Here is a 20,524-nt window from a genome sequence, read left to right as displayed (position 1 = left end):
TCCCGTGACCCTGGTGAAGCCCAAGGGCTGAGAATTAGATATAAATTCATAAAAATTCAATGAAGCCCAAACCCCTTGCTCATTATCTGTTAGACTCGCAAACTCAAGTTATCTAAGATATCATAATTGCAGATTTTATAAACCACCATATCCACACTAAAAAAGACAACCTCCTAAATTATTGTGAAAAGTTTTATTAATTGCTAGGTTTCTTTACGACTTTTCCATCTTTAATTACATATTCAATGTTGTCTACTTTAACTAAAGTATTTATATCTTCAGTTGGATCTCCATTAATTACAATTAGATCAGCTAAAGCGCCTTTTCTCATTGAACCAGCTTTTCCATCAAGTCCAGCAGCTGATGCAGCATTTATTGTGGCAGCTCTTATTGCTTCTAATGGGGGCATACCAATTTTCTCGACAAATAATCTTAATTCCATAGCGTTTGTACCCATTTTACCTATTCCTCCATCAAAATCGGTTCCTGTAGCTATTTTAACGCCCATCTTATATGCTAATCTAATCGCATTTAGATGTTGCTCATAAACTTCTTTTGACTTTTTCAATCCCCATTCTGGAACACCTAGTTTTTCACCATCATCTATCAATCTTTGCACAATTGAGAGAGTTGGGACAACAACAGCATTTCTTTTTTTAGCTTCTTCGGAAGCTTCTTCGTTTATGTATATTGCGTGTGCTATAACTTTAACACCTGCCCTTAGAGAATTAAGTATTCCTTCAGTACCTTGAGCGTGAGCATGAACCCATCTATTAGCAGCTTGAGCCTCGTCAACTATGGCTTTAAGTTCCTCATATGTAAATTGCCTATGTTCTGGTTTATCCCTTTGAGACAATACACCTCCTGTTGCCATCACTTTTATGAAATCAGCGCCCTCTCTCATAGCATATCTTGTTGCTTTTCTGCATTCATCTGTACCATCACAAATCAATGACATGAAAGGTGTTAATTTTTTACTAGTTCTATAATCTACATACTCTACTGGCATGTAATGAGTATCTGCATGGCCAAAAGTCATACTCAATGGAAGTCCTGAAGCTACTATTCTTGGACCAACTATCGTATTTTCGTTTACAGCATCCCTAAGATGCAGAGCTATTAAACTGCCTGCATCAACAACCGTTGTAAATCCTGCATTTATTAATGCTTCTAGGTCTTTAACTGCTCTAGCATAGAATACTCCTAAAGGTGTGACAAGGCTTTCTTCAATCTTTCCAGATCTTTGACCTGTCACATGTAAATGAGCATCTATTAATCCTGGCATTACTGTACGACCTTTGCAATCTATAGAGTTAACATCTTTTGATAACTCTACAGATCCTTTATTACCAAAGTCCTTTATTATATTATTTTTTATTACCAATAAACCATTATTGCTAACATAACCAGACTCAGGATCTAAAATTCTAACGTTTTCTAACACTAATTCTCTTTCTTCACCCAATTCTGATCACAATCTTATTGTAAATGATCCCACTTTTAAGCTTTTACTATTTTTCCCAATGTTTTAGTTATTAGTTTATATATTTACAAATTTTAAGCTAAAGTTGAATTTTATTAACTTCTTTGTCAATATGCTTTTAACTTTTCTCAAATACTAATATATTAGTTATAAGTACTGCAGGTGGAAGAATTGACAGCTAAACGCGATGATAAATCTTATAAGCTATTAATATTAGAGGCCAGCAGATACTTAAATCAAGCAGCAATTTACTTAAATACAATTATAAACAGAGATGAAACTGGTAGCTTAGTAGTGATTAGAGCTTCACTTAGAGGATTATCATTACAGGTAATAGATCTTAGCGTACATGATTGCAATATGATAGAAATTCAAAAAGTAATAAACAGAGTTGAGAAAATTATTGATCAAATACCTCCTGTCCCCCAGGTAATGCAATATGCTGAACTAGCTAAAGAAAATCTTATCAGAGCTATGGCATACTGTTAATTTTTATAATTCGATTTTTATAAGATTGGAAACACTTTATTAAATGTGATATTATTTAAAATAAAGAAATAAACCCTAGTAAGCCACCTATAACAATTAATGCAGATAATAACCAATATAATTTTAATCTAATGCCCTTTATAGGTTTTCCCTTCATTATCTTATAGTCAGAAACTAATCTACCTAAGTAATACAAAGGAGGCGCAACAACAATCGTATAAATAACCATTAATTCCAACATTAAGTAAACTAAGTTTTTAGATATTAATACTAAAACCATTGCTGGCAATGATTCTAAAGAATAAATCATTACATACCATTTATGTTTATTTATGTTAAGTGCCTCTAGAGCTCCCCAAGCAGATGCCATAGATATTACTACTAAAGCAAGAAAGCCCGATGCTATGAATCCTACACCTAATAGGTATAATGCACTCAAGTTAAAATTTTTCAATATACTTGCCAGTAAATTGTAGTCTAGAATATCAGATCCAATAGAAGGATCTAACTTATTTAAATTATACCCAACTATAACTGTTACAACCATTAAAACTTCAGAAATTATCGCCCCAACTAGTGTTTCTAATCTTTCAGCTCTCATATTTTCTATTTTCAATTTTTTTCTTGAATCTGCCCCTGAATGAAAGAACAACATCCACGGCATAATTACTGCTCCAATACTTGCAGCAAATAGAAAATCAAATGATTTATTAGTATAAGGCTGTAGGGGGCTTATGCCATATGATAAAAATTGTTTACAATTTATTGGAAAAATGAAAGATAACCAAATTATAGTTGCAACTAAAATAAAGCTTATTGGAACTAAGACTGCTTCTGCATGTTTATATTTTCTGCTAGTTGCAACTAAAATATGAAAAACAAATGCAATTGCCAATCCGATCTCCAATGGAATACCCAATAATTCCAACCCAAGTCCTATGCCGGCATATTCAACCACATATTCTAAAAAATCTGTAATAGACATTGGAATTGAAGCGATTATGGCTTGTTTTTTACCAAATTTTTTTCTTATAGCCTCGCCTAATCCCATACCTGATACTGTTCCCAAAGTGCCAGCAGCGTCCTGTATAAAGAACAATGGGATAGTTAAAATTAACATTATAAATACCATTCTGTAACCCCATGCTACCCCAGATTGTAGGCCTTCTACTATTGATGCTACATCTACATCTGCTATCATTACTATCCATGCTGGTCCAAACGTCTTTAATAATTCCTTGTATTCCATATTTATCCTCTCATTTTTAATTAACAGGCCTTAAGTATTTTTAGGCTATCCTAAACTTTAAGGTTTTTTAGTATCCCCTAAATTTTAATTATAATTCAGCCTTTTAAATATTCCATTGTAATTTGAGAAAACCGAAATAAGAATTTAATAGGAAACACATAAATTTATATCGGGATCAATATTGAGAAAAGGTATGCTAATAGCATTTGAGGGAATCGACGGTAGTGGATTAACAACTCATTCTAAAATATTAAATGAAAAACTAAATATGTTAGGATATAAATCAATATATACCAAAGAACCAACAAACAACGAAATTGGTTTATTAATACAAGAGATCATAAATAAGAAAGACAAAATTATTGATAACAACATAATTGCCTTATTGTTCGCAGCAGATAGATTATATCATTTGAAATATGGTGATGGCTCAAACAAGGGAATTATAAGTTATATTGATGAAAAGTATATAGTCATAACTGATAGATATAAATATTCAAATATGGCTTATCAAGGTGATAATATTAATTGGGTTCATAAAATCAATCAATATGCAATAAACGCTGATATTATAGTTTTTCTTGAAGTTCCTTTAGATGTAGCTTTAGCAAGAATTTCAAAGAGAACCAAAATATCTGTATTTGAGAATAGATCGTTTTTGGAAGTGGTGAAAAATAGATATTATCAAGTACTAGAAATGGCAAAAAATGAAGGTACTAAAATAATTAAAATAGACGAGGTTGAAGGAAACAAAGAAAAAAGCATAAATGAAGTTAGCGAAAAAATACTAAAAGAGATTTCTAATTTTATAAATATCACATATTGACTTACAAAAACGATAAATTTATATTTATTTAAACTTATTGATGTATAGCGGTGAAAGAATGAATAAAGATAAAGCAACAGGAGCTTTATTAATGGTGGTTTCAATAGTAACAATATTGGCGTATCTTATTATATTATGGTACCCTCCAATAGCTGCAAAAGCCAGCTTAATATTATTAAAATTAACAGGAAGCATTGCAGTATTAGCAGTATTTGCTATAATTGGGTGGATAGGATATACATTAGCAACAACACCTCCACCAAAGCCTATAGAAGAGATTGAAAAAGAGCTAGAAAAAGAGTTAAAAGAGATAACGAAAGAATCAAAAGGCGAAGATCAAAAACAAGAGTCTCAAAAAGACATACAAAAGTAAATTCTAACTCAATATCAATTAAAAAGTTTATATTTTAAATTCTATTTGCGTTATGAAAATTAGTGTTATAAACTTTTCTTTTAGCATATAATTTGAGGTGGAAGCCAAACGAATAAAGGCATAATAACTTTGGTAATTGCTTTAGCAATTATAGTCATAGGAATAGGCTCATACGTAGCAATAAATAAAGCTAGTACATCTAAGTTATATACAACAAGTAGTCAAACTGCACAACCTACATCAACTCAGACCATAACTAGCAATTTAATAAACGTTAGGCCCCTATTACCATACATAAATACATCATTAGTCCCTAGTTATGGATCTAACTCATCAAAATATTATCTTTTTATTGTTTATGATCCTGAATGCCCATATTGTGCCATAGAATTTAACAGCACTCTTCCTTATTTGAAATATTTAGCCAAGAACAACTATGCAAAATTAGTTTTTATCGGTATGCCGATACATCAATATTCTTTGGAAATGATAGCTATGTTAGATCTATTATATCAAAAATATGGATTTACACAATTCTATAATGTTTTAGAAAAAGATTATGCTATTTATTATTATAATATAATGCTATATGAAAATAATAAAACATCACAACTAGAAATGCCTACACCGTACACATTATATTTGATATTTAATCAAAGCAACCTATCAATTAACTACAATAATATCAACTCTACCATGAAAAATGCATATGCTATAGCTAATTTAGCTTATAATCAAGGAATAGATGCAGCGCCGATATTAATAATATACAATGTTCAAACAGGCTCAACAGTTAATCAATTTGTTGGTTTATATCCAACTCAAGAAATAGAGAGTTACTTAAACCAAACTTTAGGTGTAAGAAGTTGATAATAATTAATTTTAGTTTTCCATTTGAAAAAATTTATTTGTCTATATTTAATAATTTGGTGTTTGATAAAAAATTCATTGCCAGACTCTCAAAAAAATATCAGCCTGAAACATTAATATTTTCAGTACCAAATCAAGTAGAGCCTTGTTCCTTAGCTCTCATATACAGTTATGTAATTGAAGATTCAACAGCGCTAAATCATAAAGTATCAAACTTATCTTTAAGAGCCTTGACTTATTTAACAAGGTCTAAACAACTGTATGAGGCTATTAATAAATCACAAAACTATAATAATTTAGCTATAATTGCAACTAATAAAGAAAACATAATAAAAATTGCCAAAGAAATTAACTATAATATAGATAATGTAGTTGAAGAGAGCTATATATGTAATGATCTAAATGAAATGAATCAAATAACTACCTTTAGATTAAATTCTCTTAATTTGTAATTATTAAATTCTAGTTTGGCATTAAACTATTAATAAGACCAATTTTATTATATTTAATTGATGCCTGTGATTAGTATGTGGCCGCTTCTGAATAAAAAATGAAGAGGGGCCAAAGCGATGAGGCATCAATTTTTTACTAAGTTTTTTTATTTTTATCTTCTTTATTTTTCTTTGGATTTATAAAATCATATATTTTTGTATAATCTACATCTTTCATGTTAAAGTTTTCTGCTTGCTTAAAAACTTGAGCCGCAGTTCTAATTATTGGTAATGCAACGCCTGCATCAAATCCAGACCTATTCGCATATTCCAAGTCTTTAGCAGCCAAGGAAAGCCTAAAAGATGTAAGATTGCTGTTAGATAATATTCTATCTAAATATTTTTCAATAAATTGGCTAAAAACGGTATTTTTTGTTATTTCTTTTATTTTATTTGGTTCAATGCCATAAGCATCTGCTAAAGTTAATGATTCGCTTAATAAAGCAATTGAAGATATTAATAAAGAATTATATACCAGCTTAGCAATTGATGCCTTATAGCTTTCGTTACCAATTTCAATAACGTTTCCTGCTAAAGTTAAAATCCCCATAGAATATCTAACGCAATTTCTTTCTCCAGCAACCAGAAAAACTGCATTACCTTCTATTAGATTTTGAGGATTCCCAATAATGGGAGCCTCTACATAACAAATACCGAGTTCCTTTAATTGCCTAGAAACAATCATACTAGCATTAGGGGTAACCGTAGAAGAGTTAATAAATAATAAACCATCTGCTCTCCTCATTTGAGACACAATATCATAAAGCGCATTGTCGTCTGAAACTAATGAAATAGCTATATCAGCATTCTCTACAGCTTTCCAAGGAGTATCAAAGACCTCAGCGTTCAATTTAGACCCTATTGATTTTGCCTTTTCTATTGTTCTATTCCATAAAAAAATAGTAAATCCTGAATTAGATAGTCTCTCAGCTATAGCACTTCCCATATTTCCTGTGCCTAAAACCGCAACTCTAGTAACCAATGCTTATACCCAGATTTATTATTACAATGTAAAATAATTAACTTTAAACAATCTTGTTTAATTAGCAATTTATTATCATAAAATTAATAGATCTTTATTTAATAACATTATCTAGCCTGACAAAATTAAATAAATTCTGTCTATATTTAATATTTAGGAAGAGAAAAATGCCTGAAAAAATATGTCCAATGTGTGGAAGATCGAGCAACGAAGTAGAATTTATAGACAAATTTTGTAAAGACTGCTTTATAAAACATAAAGGTCTTGCAATAATACCTGATAAAGTAGAGTTTACATATTGTAACATTTGTGGCTCTTATAAATACTTAGGTCAATGGACGTCAGGATTAGAGACCTTAGAAGAGACTTTGGATAGCTATTTAAGAATATACATAACAGAAAAAATGAAACCTGTGGAACCTATTAAAGATACATATATCAAAGAAATTGAATTTATAGAAAGAAATCAGAACTACATAAAAGCAAAGATAATTATTGAGGCATCTTACAAAAATCTAAGCCTATCGGAAGACAAAATAGTGATTATTAAATTAAACGATACAATTTGTCCCACTTGTTCTTCTATAAAAACATTAAGGGGTTATAATGCGATAATTCAAATAAGAGGGTATCCAAATAAAATATCGGAATCACTCTATAACGAAATTAAAAAGCAAATAAATAAAATTGCAAATTTATCAAGAGGAGAAATTATAAAGGTTGAAGAAATAAAAAAAGATGGGTTCGATTTATATATTAGAGATAATAAATATGCCAAGGCTATTGCAACTAAATTAAAAGAGGAATATATGGCCAAAACTATAGAGACATACAAACTTATAGGAGTTAATAAAGATGGTTCAAGAAAGAGTAGAATGTATATATCAGTAAGACTTCTTAACCTAAAACCAAAAGACATTTTCGTTTATGAAGGTCAACCATATATATACGTATCAAAAGGATTAAACGGCATTTTGGTTGAAAATTTGAATTCCAGAGAAAAGAAAATCATCGAAACTGAAAATCTATGGAATAAAGGATTTAGATTATATGATGAAGAAACAAATCTTAAAATAGTAAAACTAATAGAAAAAAATAATGATATATACGTATTCTCTGATAAAGAATCTAACTATACTAATACATATGAATATAGAGAGCATAGCATTGAAGGCCTTATAGATGATCTAAGAGAAGGACAAGAGTTCAAAGCTTATTTATCTAAGAACTTTATTTATTTGATGGAAAGATTGTACTACAATACCTAAAATATTCCCTTTGAGATACGGCATATTCTTACTAAATAATAAATTTTAAAACATAAATTGTGTTAATAATAAACTAGAAAAATTAAAATAACCTATTCTATACTAAGATAAATTTGGAGGATGAGATTTAGTTTGGTAAAACAGAAAAATCGTGATAACGGATCTAAAGGTGAAATGCCCTTACCCAATGATGAAGAGGGTACAATAATATGCGTTGTACAAAAAGTTATTGGAGCCGGATTTTTAGAAGTTATTTGTTCAGATGGTAACAAATACAAAGCTTGGATACCAGGAAAAATGAGGAGAAGGGTTTGGCTTCATGAAGGAGATACAATCCTCTTCTTACCTTGGGGAACATCAGATATGAAAGGTGAAGTTGTCCATAAATATCAGCAAAGTGAAGTAAAGGAATTAATGCAAAAAGGTTTACTGCCAAAAGATCTATTAGGAGAGGAAGGTGGTTGAACAAAAATAAGAAAAGTAAAGTAGAGAAAAAACTAAAAGATGAAGATATAATAAAAACTGTTGATGAAGTAATAGATTCTTTTACAAATTACCATCTTTATAAGTTAACAAGTAAAAAAGTAATTAAGGAAATTAAAGGGTCCTTTAGCTCTGGTAAGGAATCAAAGTTATTTTGGGGTAAAGGCTTTAATAATGAAGACCTAGCAATAAAGATATTTTTAACTTCTACTGCAGAATTTAGAAAAAGCATTAAAGAATACATATATGGAGATCCAAGGTTCGAGTCCGTTCCAAATAAATTTAGATCATTAATATATCTATGGGCAAAAAAAGAATTTAATAACTTAAAAAGAATGAAAAAATACGATATAAATGTTCCTGAACCTAAGGGATTATCCGGGAATGTCTTAGTAATGGAGTTCATAGGAGAAAATGGGTATAGAGCACCATTGCTAAATGAAATATATAAAGAATTAGATAGTGAAACCATATTAAAAATATATAATGAAATAAAAGAAAATTTGGTAAAAATGATATGCGATGCTAATTTAGTTCATGCTGATTTAAGTGAATACAATATTATGTATTGGAATTCAAAAGTTTATATTATTGATGTTTCACAATCTGTTGATTTAAACCATCCGAACGCATTTTCATTTCTTAAAAGAGATTTGAAAAATGTTTATTCTTTCTTCTCAAAGCTAATAAATGTGGAGGAATACGAGGAATTAGAAAGAGGGACAATGCCTTGTCTAACAAGGAAGGAAGAGTAGAAAAATGGGTTAAAGTATACGCACAACTACCGTTTGATAATATAGAACACTTTATGAGTGAATTTAACAGTATAAAAAATGATATAGAAACAAGACTAAAGATTAAGCTTGACATAGATAGAAACAACTCCCTTGTAACAATAGAACCAATTAGTAATGAAACATCTCCTGCAGATATGATGAAAGCAAAAGATGTTATACAAGCAATAAGCATAGGTTTCTCTAAAGAAGATATAATAGACCTTTTAGATGAAGATAGTGTTCTGCTAATTATAGATATAAAATCAAAAGTAGGCGATTCGGCAAATCATATTAAGAGGGTTATGGGTAGGATAATTGGTGAAGATGGAAGGGCTAAAAAAACCATAGAAGAAATAACAGGAACAATAATACATGTAGGGAACAATATGGTAGGTATAATTGGTGACTATGATAGAGCTATCATTGCACAACATGGAATAGACTTATTAATTGAAGGAAAGATGCATAGCACTGTATATAAAAGACTTGAATCAATGATGAGAGACGTCAGAAAGAGAGATTTAACCAGTATATGGCAAAAGAGAGATTTAAAATAGTTAATTGTATTTTAATATAAATACTTGAATATCATTGGGCAATGTATTTAGATCAATATTAACTTCATTAGAATTCATAAAAATTTTTTTATAATTAATACTGTTTACAAGCTTATCAATTGAATCGTAAGGCAATGTAGATCCCTTAATCCAATAATGCATTGGTAAAACTATTTTTGGTTTTAAATTTTCTATATATTCTATCGCTTCCAAATAATTTATTGTTGTAACTCCACCAACAGGAATCATTAAAATATCAACAGGAGAGAATACTTCTTTTATGAATTCGTTAAATTTTTCCCCTATATCAGATAGATTTACTATTTTTATTCCATCAGTAATTAAGCTAAACGCTTTAACCTTACCAAATATTTTTCCCCCATTTTTATCATGAGCCATTTCATAAAATTCTATCCTAATATTATCTATTCTTTTTTCTCCTACAATGTCTCTTATTATTTCCTTAGTTTTATTCCCATAAGACATCTCTACTGCATTATGATCATAATGATTATGCGTTATTATAATATAATCTGCATCAACATAGCACGGCTTTAAATTAAGACTATAACCATCATGGGGATCTATAGCAATCGTAACATTATCTTTTTCTATCATATAATATGAATTTCCGCACCACTTTATTTTCATTTTTAATCCCTATTTTTTGCATTAATATTAGCTAAAATATCTTATATGAAAAAGGTTTTTATATTTCAGTTTTTTAATATTTCACAGGGTTAATATGGGTGAGTGGAGTGGCTATTTCTTATAATGGAAAGAACATAGCAACGTTAGATGATGTAGATCTCACAAACAAAAAAGTGCTAGCCAGAGTAGACATAAACTCTCCCATAAAAGATAATGAGATTATGGATACGAGTAGAATAAGGTCCCATGTAAAAACAATAAAAGAGCTAGTTGAATTAGGCTCTAAATTGGTAATTATGAGTCATCAAGGTAGACCTGGAGAAAGCGATTTCATTTCTTTAAAAAAACACTCCGAAATTTTATCTAAAATGCTTGGATTTAATGTTGAATTTATTAGTGATATAATTGGACCTGAAGCAAGGAAAAGAATAGCTACGTTAGAGGTTGGAGAAGTTTTAGTTCTAGAAAACACAAGGTTTTTATCGGAAGAAAATATAGAAATGCCGTTCGAACAGCTAATAGAAACAAACTTCGTAAAAAAATTATCGCCATTATTTAATTATTATGTTGGGGACGCATTTGCAAGCTCTCATAGGAGTCAAGCTAGCATTGCTGGTTTTCCCTTAGTTATACCAGGAATAGCAGGAAGAGTAATGGAAGAAGAAATAAAAGGTCTATCTAAAGCTCTTCATGGAGAAAGGCCAAGGACTTTCTTTATAGGAGGAGCAAAGCTTAGCGATGCCATAAAAATAATTAGCCATTTAGTAAAGTCAAACAAAGCGGATTATATATTAACTGGAGGATTAGTCTCTTTGTTAATTTTAAAGGCCAAGGGATTTAATGTAGGAAGCGCTGAGAAAATAATAAACGAAAAGTTTACTCATTTAATCCCAGAAACTAAAGCTCTTTTAAACTATGAAAATATCATAGTTCCAGAAGATTTTGTTTCCGAGGTCAATAATGGAACAGAAGTTGTGAGCGCTAAAGAAATAAAAGGAGCAGCAAAAGACATAGGGCCAGAAACTATAAGCAAGTATAGTGAGATACTAAAGAATTCTAAAACTATAGTTATGAGAGGCCCAGCAGGAGTTATTGAAGATGAGAGATTTAAAGCAGGAACGATAAAAATGGCTGAAGCATCTCTAAATAGTAATGCTTATGTAATATTTGGAGGTGGACATTTCATTTCAATACTAGACGATTTATCACCATGGCTAAGAAAAAAAATTGGATATATTAGTACGGGTGGAGGGGCAGTTGTTTATTTCCTATCAGGAGAAAAAATGCCTGGTATTGAAGCATTAACCTTATCATACGAAAAGTTCTTCAAAGGGATATGATATGAAAAGTAAGGTAAAGGTAGCAATAAATGGTTTTGGAACTATCGGAAAGAGGATAGCTATAGCAGTTAACAAGCAAGACGATATGATAGTCTCAGGCATAGTGAAGAAGAAACCTGACTACAACGCATTATACGCAATAAGAGCCGGGATTGACATTTATACAATATCAGATAAAGATATGGAAACGTTTAGAAAAAAAGGAATAGAAGTTAGGGGAACAATAAATGATCTAATTAAAGAATCAGATATTGTAGTTGATGCTACACCTGATGGTGTTGGTGAAACTTATAAAGAATTATACAAAACTAATGGGATAAACTCTATCTTTCAAGGAGGAGAAGAAGCTAGCATAGCTGATATTTCTTTTAACTCTCTATGTAATTACGATGAAGCTTATGGTAAAAAAAGCATTAGAGTTGTATCATGCAATACAACTGGTTTATTAAGAAGTATATGCACATTAAATCAAGTTTCCAAAATAGAGAAGATAAATGCTGTTTTAATAAGAAGAGGCGCTGATCCCCAAGAGATTAAAAAAGGCCCAATTAATTCAATTGTATTAAACCCTGTGAATTTACCAAGCCATCATGCATTAGACGTTAAATCCGTCATACCTTGGATAAATATCTCAACTGCTGCTGTTGTAGTTCCAACAACATTAATGCATGTACATCATGTTACAATAAGATTTAAAGATAAGATTATAAAAAATGATATCATAGATGCCTTAATGCAAGCCCCAAGAATAATTCTTTTAGATACCAAATTGTCTGATATACAAAGTACAGCACAAATAATAGATGCAGCAAGATTAGTAAAGGAAAGAGGGGATGTCAACGAATTAGTCGTATTTAAGGATTCTATAAGCATAGATGAAAATGAAGTTCAATTCTTCCAAGCAGTACATCAAGAATCTATTGTAGTTCCCGAAAACATTGACGCAATAAGGGCATCTCTTGAAATCTCTTCTAAATATGATTCTATATCACAAACCGACAAGAAACTTGGAATAAACAAGATCTTATATTAACTTGCGAACTTGTAACTTAAATTGAAAAATAACTTAAAAAAAGGGAAGATTGATATAATATATAAATGCAGTGAAGGATCTTATGATATTCTTTCAACATCGAAAGATTTTATAAATATGAATATTATTAAATATTCATTTTCATTATAATTTTCTCATAGCAACCCATATTATATCATACTATATCATACTATTTAACACTATAATTTAAATTTTCGAATAAAAGTGAATCACTACTTACTGGTAGTAATTTCCATTAATTATTTTACCATTTAATAAAATTGGTCCAATGTATACTTGCTTTATTTTTAACCTATTTATTTATACAATCAACTTCATGCTTATCTATTTCTAACTCTTTATCAATTTTCATAACATAAAAAGTTGTTCTTTAAGCAGTTGTAAAATCTTTTTGGCCCAATGTAACAAGACCAACTTTAGCTGTCAAATCATTTAGCCTTTTATAAAACTTTATATCTAAAATACCTCTATTTAAACTCCAATCAATAAAGTTAGATAACCCATCGATAAATTCATCAGACACTACCTTGACTATACTGGTTATCTCCTCCTCATTAGCAATACTTATTGCTTTTTCCAAAACAATATCCGATGGATGAGTTAAACCTGAAAGATACTTGCTAACTGCAGCTGGAGTAACCCCTAATTCATTTGCAAGTTCCCTCACCCCTCTTTCATTAGCTAATATCTGTATTATTTTTTGTCTGGATTCTTTACCCAGAAGATGAACGTATCTGATCATTAACTTTAGCACCAATTTAATATGTTCAATTAAATATAATAAGAGGTTAGGATATTTTACTAGGTTTATTCCTTAAAAACTCCCATACTTTATCAAAAATGATAGATTTTAACTCCTAGGTTTCTTGCCTGAAAGCTTGTTTGCTTTTCTTAATTCGAAATCAATTTCGGCATCAGTTAAAGAGGCTTTATTCTTTATTTCATTTAATACTTTACTTAGTGATTCTTGGAAGGATTTTTGTATTTCAGCTTTTTCTAAAACTTCTTTACCATCCCCTGTTACTCTAATCTTTCTATATCTTGGCTCCGCCTCAGCTAAGCCCGTATATAGTAATGCAACAATATCATTCTTTAATGCTGGGCTGTAGGGATCATTCCCTAACTGGTTAAATTGATAGCCTAAATCTATTCCTTTGTTCTTAAGTTCAGAAACAACTATTTGCAGAGTTCTCTCATGAACCATACCAAGTTGAGATATTAAATAAAGCAGTGACATAAGTTTTTGATTTTGAATTACTTTATCTTTAGTTATAACTTGAGTTGCAACTATTTTTAACTCCTTTGCTGTAGATGCTTTCTGATCTATTTGATCTTCCTTAACCTTATTCTGTTTTTTACCACCCATATTCCTCACCACACAAGTTAAAACCCTCTCCACATATTTAGTGAGTGGAGGGGCTTAAAATTGAAAAGGAAAAATTTGATGATAGCTATATTTATGCTTGCAATTACTTTATTATTCTTACTATCTCCAGTAATAAAAGCACAGCAACTAGAAGAGACTCAACAAACTCAGTGGTCTAGATCTACATGGCTTTATTTACCAGCTGTTGAAGGAAATAATAGTGGAACTGTGATAAATACTACTGTAACCTTATCTTATCCAGGAACAGGACAAGTTATCGTGCAAAGCAATGGACAAGTTCAAAGTTCTACACTATATAGCATGGAGATGGCTTATATGGTAGCAATGTTATATGCTGGGTTAAATTATAACAATTATAATTTGAAAGTTTTCATTAATGTTTCAGATTCTATATCGGGGCCTAGCGGTAGCTTTGGAGTAATGCTTGCGACTTATGGTTTAGCCACTGGTTTAAACACTTCTATATTACACACATATGCAATAACAGGAGCTGTATCTCCTTCTGGTCTATCTGGCCCTATAGGTGGCTTATCAGAAAAATGTTCCGCCGCCTCGTCGAATAATTTGACCTTAGCATTTCCAGTTGGTAATCTGGCAAACAGTGGTGTATCTAATTGCAAAAAATTCTTGCCTGTTCCAGGGATTATTTATGCGTCTAACGAAATTTACAAGACTTCACAATATGACATAAACATTAATGTATCAAAAGACGCAGAATTTGAATTAGCTATGAAAAATGCCTCAAACCAATTTATTAATCAAACTAATAAAATATTAAACGAAGTTAATTCAAATATGCCAATATTAAATAATCAAACCTTATTAATTTTAAATGTACAACAAATAATAAATTACACTAAAACTAATATTAACTTAGCAAAGGAGACTATAAATAAAGATCCATATGCATCAGCAAGCTATGCTTTTACAGCTTATTACTATGCATTAACAGCTAACTATACCATATGGCTTTACGAACTATCTTTGAATAGGGGTAGCTACTTATCTACATTTGTTAATAATGTTACTCAAAACATTATAAATGAAGCAAATAATCTTGAATCTAAGCTTATTAATTATTTTAATCTAAATACCTTATACTCACAAGAACTTATGGCAACCGCTTTTAGCAGAATAGCGGATACAATATATAGTGCCCAATATACACAAAGCATATCATCCAGTATATCTAACTCTTCTTTATTAACAATAGCACAAAATATTGCGTATTCTCAGGCCAGATTAGAGAGTGCATTATCGTGGGCTGAAGCGGCAGTTTTATCAAATAGAACTCCCCCATTTATTTCTCAAGGATTGATATTATCAACAGCAAGCGCGGCATCAACATATACAACAACCGCTGTAAATTATGCAAATTCTTTAATAGACTATTATATTTCTCAATATACATCTATTGGTGATATTGCAGATGCTCAAATACTTAGCGCGATGAAGAATGATCTTAACTATTTGCTATCAAATGCAAATAGTTTGCTTAGCAAGAGCTATTATACTGCTGCTATTGGAGTATATGAAGATGCTTTACAAAATTCATTAAGTATCATATTTATAATAACAGGAACAAATTATCCATTTGTAACAAGTCAATATGCAACAGAATTACAAAGCGAGTTTAATTTAATTAGCTCTGAATTAGCCTCAAGAGGATTGCAAAGTTCAATTGATAATTCATATATGAGCTATGCCAAACAGATAATGAATAGCGAACCTGGAAGCGCTTTGAGCATAATGGAAACTGCCGTTGTTGATTCTATTATTTGGTATTTAGGTGAACTATCTTTTAATAATGCTAATTCAGTAAATTATATTACAATATACTCTTCAAATAATGCTATAGACTATGGAATGTATATAATTTATTTAGCTGTAGGTATAGCTTTAGGAGCACTTATTGCTATGTCTTACGTCTCAAAAACTTATAAAAAATTATATTCATAATAATTTTTAAATTAACAAAAATACATGATCCTATAATATAAAATTTTAATAAAAATGCTTTAGAATATTAACTTATATTTTTATATTTTTAAAATATATATAATGATAGGTGAATGAGTTGTTAGAATTAAAACCTGTTATTAAAAAATTTTATGAGATAAATGAAGAAAAATTACCAGAAGATCAAGCACAAAAATCATTTATAAGGTGGTTATTAGCTGATGATAACTATAATTTCTTTATGAGATTATTTAGAATAGAAGCGGGTGGCCATATTAATTCTCATTTTCATCCTTGGGAACATGAAATTTTTATTTTGGAAGGCAAAGGCAAGATAAAAATAGGTACAAAAATTTATAATGTAGAGGAAGGTAACTTTATTTATATTCCGCCTAATGCAGATCACGAATATTGGGCCGAGTCCGAATTAAAATTCTTATGCATAATACCATCTAAACCAACGGCTGAAGAGTTAGATAAACCTTTACCATACTAGTGATAGTAATGGAAAGTAAAGAAACTCTTAGACTTAATGAACTAAATAATTCAATAAAAAATTGCAAAAAATGCAAACTATATCAAAATCGAAAAAACGCAGTAACTGGTTATGGAAATATAAAAGCTAAAATAATGTTTATTGGTGAAGCTCCTGGTAGAAATGAAGATATACAGGGGAAACCATTTGTAGGATCGGCAGGCAAGCTTCTTGACTATTTACTAAATAAAATTGGTTTAAAAAGAGACGAAGTATATATAACAAATGTAGTAAAATGTAGGCCTCCTAACAACAGAACTCCTTTGAAAGAAGAAATTGAGGCTTGCATACCATATTTGAAAGAAGAAATTGATATTATTAAACCTGAAATAATAGTAGCTTTGGGTAGGACTTCAGGAGAAGCATTATCATTAATTTCTAATCAAAAATGGGAAGGAATAGAAAAAGAAAGGGGGATAATGAAAGAAATAGAATATAATAATATGAAAATTAAAATTATGTCCACTTATCATCCTGCGGCCGCATTATATAGACCCGAAATAAAAAATAAATTAGAGCAAGATTTTGAAAAAATTAATAATATATCGAAAGAAAGAAAAGGCAAAAATCTATTGGACTTCATTTGATTCAAAAAAATAAAATCTTAATCAATATTATATTATACTGACCTCCTCCCCACCCTGAAGGATGAGGGTTCCCCAGGGCGGCTCACAGGTTTGTGGTTTACCACCTTCATTTTCATCACTTCATTGCTAGTGGGAATTATCCACCCCGCCCCGTTCATCCAGCGGTAGACCAATGGCTGAGTCTTCAGCCCATTACCCCTATCCCTCACTGGGAGTTGCCCTCTGCTCCCAGATCCTAGGGACTCAGGGATATGTATCTGTGTGGGGACACTACACACACTTGATATGCCCATTATGGGCTTCCCCACACCTTATTGTTTTCACAATACCTTTATGTATTTCAGAGTTTAAAAGCTCTATTTAAAAGCTTTACCCCGCCCCCTTCTAGGGGCGAGGCTTGTCGTTTATTTTGTCATTATAGTTCATAGTAGAGTTTTTGAGCTAATTAATTATTCATATAAAAGATTTGTACAAAAATTTAAACGATGTTAATATTTATATTCCTATCTTCTTTAATAACAACAAAATTAATATTTACTTTTTTAATTTTAATTATAACAGTATCTAATAGGTGCATAATGTGGAAGAAAAAATTGATGAAGCCTTTTTAGTGAAGGTAAGTTCTATAAACGATCTTGCAAGACTTGCATCATCAATGGCAGCACATCTAATTTTAATGCCAATTTATAGATTTAATAAAAACAATAAAGCTGTGTATTTTGTACAGGCAACATATAAGGATTATTATAAATTCTATGGAATACCATTAATTTACTATTATGAGAGCAGTGAAAACATAAGCCATGAAAAATCTAAATATGTGCTTATAAAAACTGATGAGCTTGGAGAGAAGGTTGAAATATCAGACAAAATAAAACCCGGATGGATAGCTATACCAATTATTAATATAGAAGAAATTCCGAAATTTTTTCTAAGCTAAGATTCTGCTTTAATACCTTCCTTATTGTTTTTTAATATACTTTCTTCTAAAATACTTTCTTCTAAAATCTCTTTTAAAGATTCTTCAGATTTTAATTTAGCTAAAACCTTTTTTCCTAATAAACTGATTTGGTATATTTTATAGCTACCTCTAGAATATAAAGGATCTAAAAAACCTAAATCGGATAAACATTGTATTGTTGCTAATACTTTATACCTAGGTATGTTTAGTTTTTGGGCAACATCTCCTGGAGACATCGCGCCTGATTCCTCAAAGTTCAACAATATGTCTTTAATTATGGTTGACAATAGATTTCACCATAAATTTAATAATTTTATAAACTTTATAAGCAGTTAAGGGTACTATTACTTATTTTTGCTTAGCTTTCAAATTTATCATAATAGCACGTAAAGATTTATAATCTAATGCTTAAAGAATTTTTGAACATAAAAATATGATATTTGTATTATTTTAACTCATAATAATGACGCCGCGGCCGGGATTTGAACCCGGGTCACGGGCTTTCTGTGAGTTTTAGCTCACATGACCTCTTGACAGGCCCGCATACTAGGCCAGACTATACGACCGCGGCTCGCCTTCTATTAAAAGAATAGGAATCGTTATTTAAATTTTCTGTCAATATAATTTTAGTCATTTTAAATAAAGCAAATTAAAACCAAATAATAAATCTTTTAATTTGGGATTTAAAAATGAGCTGCAACACTTACAATGGTTACTATTTATTACAAGGACCTTTAAGATTAAACTTAATAGAAGGAAGTATAAATATTTTAGGATTTGTATTAAATAACAAGAGCCAAAGGAAAAGCATAATAATTCCTCTAGGAAGATCATTACCTATAATTGCAAGCAAATCATGTATTGAAGTAAGCCCTTCCTACAAAAGCGTTATCGAAGTTAATGATAATATTTATACTATTCTTTACGAGATATATAAAAAAGTTTCTAATAGTGAAAAAATTTTAATTATAGGACCTAATGATAGTGGTAAAAGCACTTTAGCTGCATTTCTTATAAACTCTTTTTGGATTGAAGGAAAGAAAATGAAAATTATGAGTGCTGATCTCGGTCAGAATGAAATATATTGTCCATCTTTTGTTAGTATTTCTGATATAATTCCTCCTTACATTCCTGGTTGGAAAGACTCAGTAAAAAATATAAAATCTTGCTTTGTTGGTGATTTCAGTTCTTATAAAAATAAGGAAAAATATATCGAATGTATAGAAAAATTAGGGAAAGAAAACTTAATTATAGACACGGATGGTTTAGTGGATGAAGAATCTATTAAGCTTAAACTTTCATTGGCTCAGAAACTTAATATTGATACCATCATATCAATAGGAATTGATAACATGGCAGAAAAATATTTAGATAAAAAAGTCAACATAATAAATTTAGATAAAGTTGTAAAAAAAGAAAAATCTAGAATACAAAGAAAAGAAAACAGAGATAGACTAATTTCAAATTGTATATTAAAATCAAGTAAAATACTACTAAAATTAAATAATTTAAAAGTAATAAATGAAAAAAATCTTTCTCCTGGATATATTGCTGGAATCGAATCCAGTGATGGAAATCAGTATTTTGGAATAATATATAAAGTTAGTAACGATATATTAACAATTATAACTCAATATGTTGGAGAAATTAATAAAATAGAAATAGGCTACATAAAATTAAATTTAAAAAACTATGAAAACTTGCTTAAATCAAAATAATAAAATATTTACTGTAGCAAAATTTCTTATTATGAGATAAGATTTTGGCAATACGAGCTACAAGCCTTGCCTTAGAAGAGGTGGGGTAAAGTTTTAAAATCTTTTAATACTTTGAAGTATTGCGGAATACAAATCAAACATGTATTGAAGGTTAATGGACAGCTGAACTAATAAAGAGGGTGGCTTTTAGCTACCAGCTATAAAGTGATGAAAATGAAGGCAGTAAATCACAAACCTATGATCTTTCTAAGGGAACCCTTCGCTCTTCAAGGCTGAGAGGAGGTCGGTGACTTCTAGTTAGATAATAGAGTTTATTTTTAATTAACAATAGATAAATCTATTTAAGTATAAAATATAAAATCCTGTTCTGTTATATTAAGTTTAGAGAAAAAGCAAAAGGAATAGGTGAAACATATGCATAAGAATAGCAGAAGAGGTAAATCACACTCAATAAGACCTTCATCAGTTACAGCAAACTGGATAAC

23 protein-coding genes, 1 tRNA gene and 1 pseudogene are annotated in these 20,524 nt (G+C 30.3%); 16 read left to right on the top strand and 9 right to left on the bottom strand.

The features are described 5' to 3' along the window. Window positions 1-196 precede the first annotated feature (196 nt). Window positions 197-1,465 (bottom strand): amidohydrolase family protein, encoded by a 1,269-nt coding sequence (locus tag ACP5GV_RS07130; protein ID WP_428103063.1) that lies wholly within the window; start codon window positions 1,463-1,465, stop codon window positions 197-199. Window positions 1,466-1,654: 189 nt separating this feature from the next. On the opposite strand from ACP5GV_RS07130, the gene ACP5GV_RS07125 reads away from it, so the two are divergent. After that, window positions 1,655-1,972 (top strand): hypothetical protein, encoded by a 318-nt coding sequence (locus ACP5GV_RS07125; RefSeq protein ID WP_428103061.1) that lies wholly within the window; start codon window positions 1,655-1,657, stop codon window positions 1,970-1,972. Window positions 1,973-2,027: 55 nt separating this feature from the next. Here the strand turns inward: ACP5GV_RS07125 and ACP5GV_RS07120 are convergent, their stop codons facing one another. Further along, window positions 2,028-3,221, bottom strand: a complete 1,194-nt coding sequence (locus ACP5GV_RS07120) for an NRAMP family divalent metal transporter (RefSeq protein ID WP_428103059.1) — start codon at window positions 3,219-3,221, stop codon at window positions 2,028-2,030. A gap of 181 nt (window positions 3,222-3,402) precedes the next feature. On the opposite strand from ACP5GV_RS07120, the gene tmk reads away from it, so the two are divergent. The 4 genes from tmk to ACP5GV_RS07100 all read left to right on the top strand — a co-directional run bounded on the left by tmk (window position 3,403) and on the right by ACP5GV_RS07100 (window position 5,742). Then, a complete protein-coding gene (tmk, locus tag ACP5GV_RS07115; protein WP_428069709.1) occupies window positions 3,403-4,047 on the top strand; it encodes a dTMP kinase in 645 nt (214 codons plus the stop codon). A gap of 58 nt (window positions 4,048-4,105) precedes the next feature. Beyond that, window positions 4,106-4,420, top strand: coding sequence for a transcriptional regulator (locus tag ACP5GV_RS07110; RefSeq protein WP_428103057.1), 315 nt, complete (start codon window positions 4,106-4,108; stop codon window positions 4,418-4,420). A 129-nt stretch (window positions 4,421-4,549) separates the two neighbouring features. Beyond that, a complete protein-coding gene (locus ACP5GV_RS07105; RefSeq protein WP_428103055.1) occupies window positions 4,550-5,290 on the top strand; it encodes a hypothetical protein in 741 nt (246 codons plus the stop codon). Then, complete coding sequence (locus ACP5GV_RS07100; protein WP_428069713.1) at window positions 5,287-5,742, top strand: hypothetical protein; 456 nt, start codon at window positions 5,287-5,289, stop codon at window positions 5,740-5,742. Before ACP5GV_RS07105 ends, ACP5GV_RS07100 begins: the two co-directional genes overlap by 4 nt. Window positions 5,743-5,878: 136 nt before the next feature. On the opposite strand, the gene ACP5GV_RS07095 is transcribed toward ACP5GV_RS07100, so the two are convergent. Further along, window positions 5,879-6,763, bottom strand: coding sequence for an NAD(P)-dependent oxidoreductase (locus ACP5GV_RS07095; RefSeq protein ID WP_428069715.1), 885 nt, complete (start codon window positions 6,761-6,763; stop codon window positions 5,879-5,881). Between the two features lie 167 nt (window positions 6,764-6,930). Here ACP5GV_RS07095 and ACP5GV_RS07090 point away from each other — a divergent pair, with 167 nt between their 5' ends. From ACP5GV_RS07090 to ACP5GV_RS07075, 4 genes are all read left to right on the top strand, one after another. Further along, complete coding sequence (locus ACP5GV_RS07090; RefSeq protein ID WP_428103053.1) at window positions 6,931-8,031, top strand: NMD3-related protein; 1,101 nt, start codon at window positions 6,931-6,933, stop codon at window positions 8,029-8,031. 132 nt (window positions 8,032-8,163) lie between these two features. Then, window positions 8,164-8,496, top strand: a complete 333-nt coding sequence (locus ACP5GV_RS07085; protein ID WP_428069719.1) for a translation initiation factor aIF-1A — start codon at window positions 8,164-8,166, stop codon at window positions 8,494-8,496. Further along, complete coding sequence (locus tag ACP5GV_RS07080; protein WP_428103051.1) at window positions 8,493-9,269, top strand: serine protein kinase RIO; 777 nt, start codon at window positions 8,493-8,495, stop codon at window positions 9,267-9,269. The genes ACP5GV_RS07085 and ACP5GV_RS07080 overlap by 4 nt, the downstream gene beginning before the upstream one ends. Further along, window positions 9,245-9,847, top strand: coding sequence for a KH domain-containing protein (locus ACP5GV_RS07075; RefSeq protein ID WP_292319553.1), 603 nt, complete (start codon window positions 9,245-9,247; stop codon window positions 9,845-9,847). The genes ACP5GV_RS07080 and ACP5GV_RS07075 overlap by 25 nt, the downstream gene beginning before the upstream one ends. Here ACP5GV_RS07075 and ACP5GV_RS07070 read toward each other — a convergent pair whose 3' ends face one another. Then, window positions 9,848-10,498 carry an MBL fold metallo-hydrolase gene (locus ACP5GV_RS07070; RefSeq protein WP_428103049.1) on the bottom strand — a complete coding sequence of 217 codons (651 nt, stop codon included), beginning with the start codon at window positions 10,496-10,498 and terminating at the stop codon, window positions 9,848-9,850. Between the two features lie 98 nt (window positions 10,499-10,596). Here ACP5GV_RS07070 and ACP5GV_RS07065 point away from each other — a divergent pair, with 98 nt between their 5' ends. Beyond that, entirely contained in the window at window positions 10,597-11,838 is a 1,242-nt protein-coding gene (locus ACP5GV_RS07065) for a phosphoglycerate kinase (RefSeq protein WP_428069725.1), read from the top strand. Between the two features lies 1 nt (window position 11,839). After that, a complete protein-coding gene (locus ACP5GV_RS07060) occupies window positions 11,840-12,871 on the top strand; it encodes a type II glyceraldehyde-3-phosphate dehydrogenase (protein WP_428090565.1) in 1,032 nt (343 codons plus the stop codon). Between the two features lie 391 nt (window positions 12,872-13,262). Here ACP5GV_RS07060 and ACP5GV_RS07055 read toward each other — a convergent pair whose 3' ends face one another. Together ACP5GV_RS07055 and ACP5GV_RS07050 are read right to left on the bottom strand one after the other, a co-directional pair. Beyond that, the gene (locus ACP5GV_RS07055; protein ID WP_428069729.1) at window positions 13,263-13,634 is read right to left on the bottom strand and encodes a helix-turn-helix domain-containing protein; all 372 of its coding nucleotides are present in this window, start codon (window positions 13,632-13,634) and stop codon (window positions 13,263-13,265) included. Window positions 13,635-13,742: 108 nt separating this feature from the next. Next, window positions 13,743-14,258, bottom strand: coding sequence for a hypothetical protein (locus tag ACP5GV_RS07050; RefSeq protein ID WP_292319558.1), 516 nt, complete (start codon window positions 14,256-14,258; stop codon window positions 13,743-13,745). 60 nt (window positions 14,259-14,318) lie between these two features. Between ACP5GV_RS07050 and ACP5GV_RS07045 the strand changes: the two genes are divergently transcribed. From ACP5GV_RS07045 to udg, 3 genes are all read left to right on the top strand, one after another. Further along, window positions 14,319-16,238 (top strand): hypothetical protein, encoded by a 1,920-nt coding sequence (locus ACP5GV_RS07045; RefSeq protein WP_428103047.1) that lies wholly within the window; start codon window positions 14,319-14,321, stop codon window positions 16,236-16,238. A gap of 118 nt (window positions 16,239-16,356) precedes the next feature. Continuing rightward, entirely contained in the window at window positions 16,357-16,734 is a 378-nt protein-coding gene (locus tag ACP5GV_RS07040) for a cupin domain-containing protein (protein WP_428103045.1), read from the top strand. An 8-nt stretch (window positions 16,735-16,742) separates the two neighbouring features. After that, window positions 16,743-17,360, top strand: a complete 618-nt coding sequence (udg, locus tag ACP5GV_RS07035; protein WP_292319561.1) for a type-4 uracil-DNA glycosylase — start codon at window positions 16,743-16,745, stop codon at window positions 17,358-17,360. A gap of 27 nt (window positions 17,361-17,387) precedes the next feature. Here the strand turns inward: udg and ACP5GV_RS07030 are convergent. Continuing rightward, window positions 17,388-17,617, bottom strand: a pseudogene (locus ACP5GV_RS07030) (RNA-guided endonuclease TnpB family protein); the annotation flags it as partial. Window positions 17,618-17,940: 323 nt separating this feature from the next. On the opposite strand from ACP5GV_RS07030, the gene ACP5GV_RS07025 reads away from it, so the two are divergent. Continuing rightward, entirely contained in the window at window positions 17,941-18,300 is a 360-nt protein-coding gene (locus ACP5GV_RS07025; RefSeq protein ID WP_428069736.1) for a hypothetical protein, read from the top strand. Here ACP5GV_RS07025 and ACP5GV_RS07020 read toward each other — a convergent pair. Beyond that, on the bottom strand, window positions 18,297-18,608 hold the full coding sequence (locus tag ACP5GV_RS07020) for a transcriptional regulator (RefSeq protein ID WP_292319563.1): 312 nt from the start codon (window positions 18,606-18,608) through the stop codon (window positions 18,297-18,299). The two genes, ACP5GV_RS07025 and ACP5GV_RS07020, sit on opposite strands and share 4 nt — an antisense overlap. A gap of 180 nt (window positions 18,609-18,788) precedes the next feature. Beyond that, window positions 18,789-18,892 (bottom strand) — tRNA-Asp (locus ACP5GV_RS07015). 118 nt (window positions 18,893-19,010) lie between these two features. Between ACP5GV_RS07015 and ACP5GV_RS07010 the strand changes: the two genes are divergently transcribed. Beyond that, entirely contained in the window at window positions 19,011-20,039 is a 1,029-nt protein-coding gene (locus ACP5GV_RS07010; protein WP_428103042.1) for a Clp1/GlmU family protein, read from the top strand. The last annotated feature ends 485 nt before the right edge of the window (window positions 20,040-20,524 follow it).

It is taken from the genome of Caldisphaera sp., assembly GCF_049974385.1.
GTDB lineage: Archaea > Thermoproteota > Thermoprotei_A > Sulfolobales > Acidilobaceae > Caldisphaera.
This window is presented reverse-complemented; position numbering and strand designations above follow the sequence as displayed.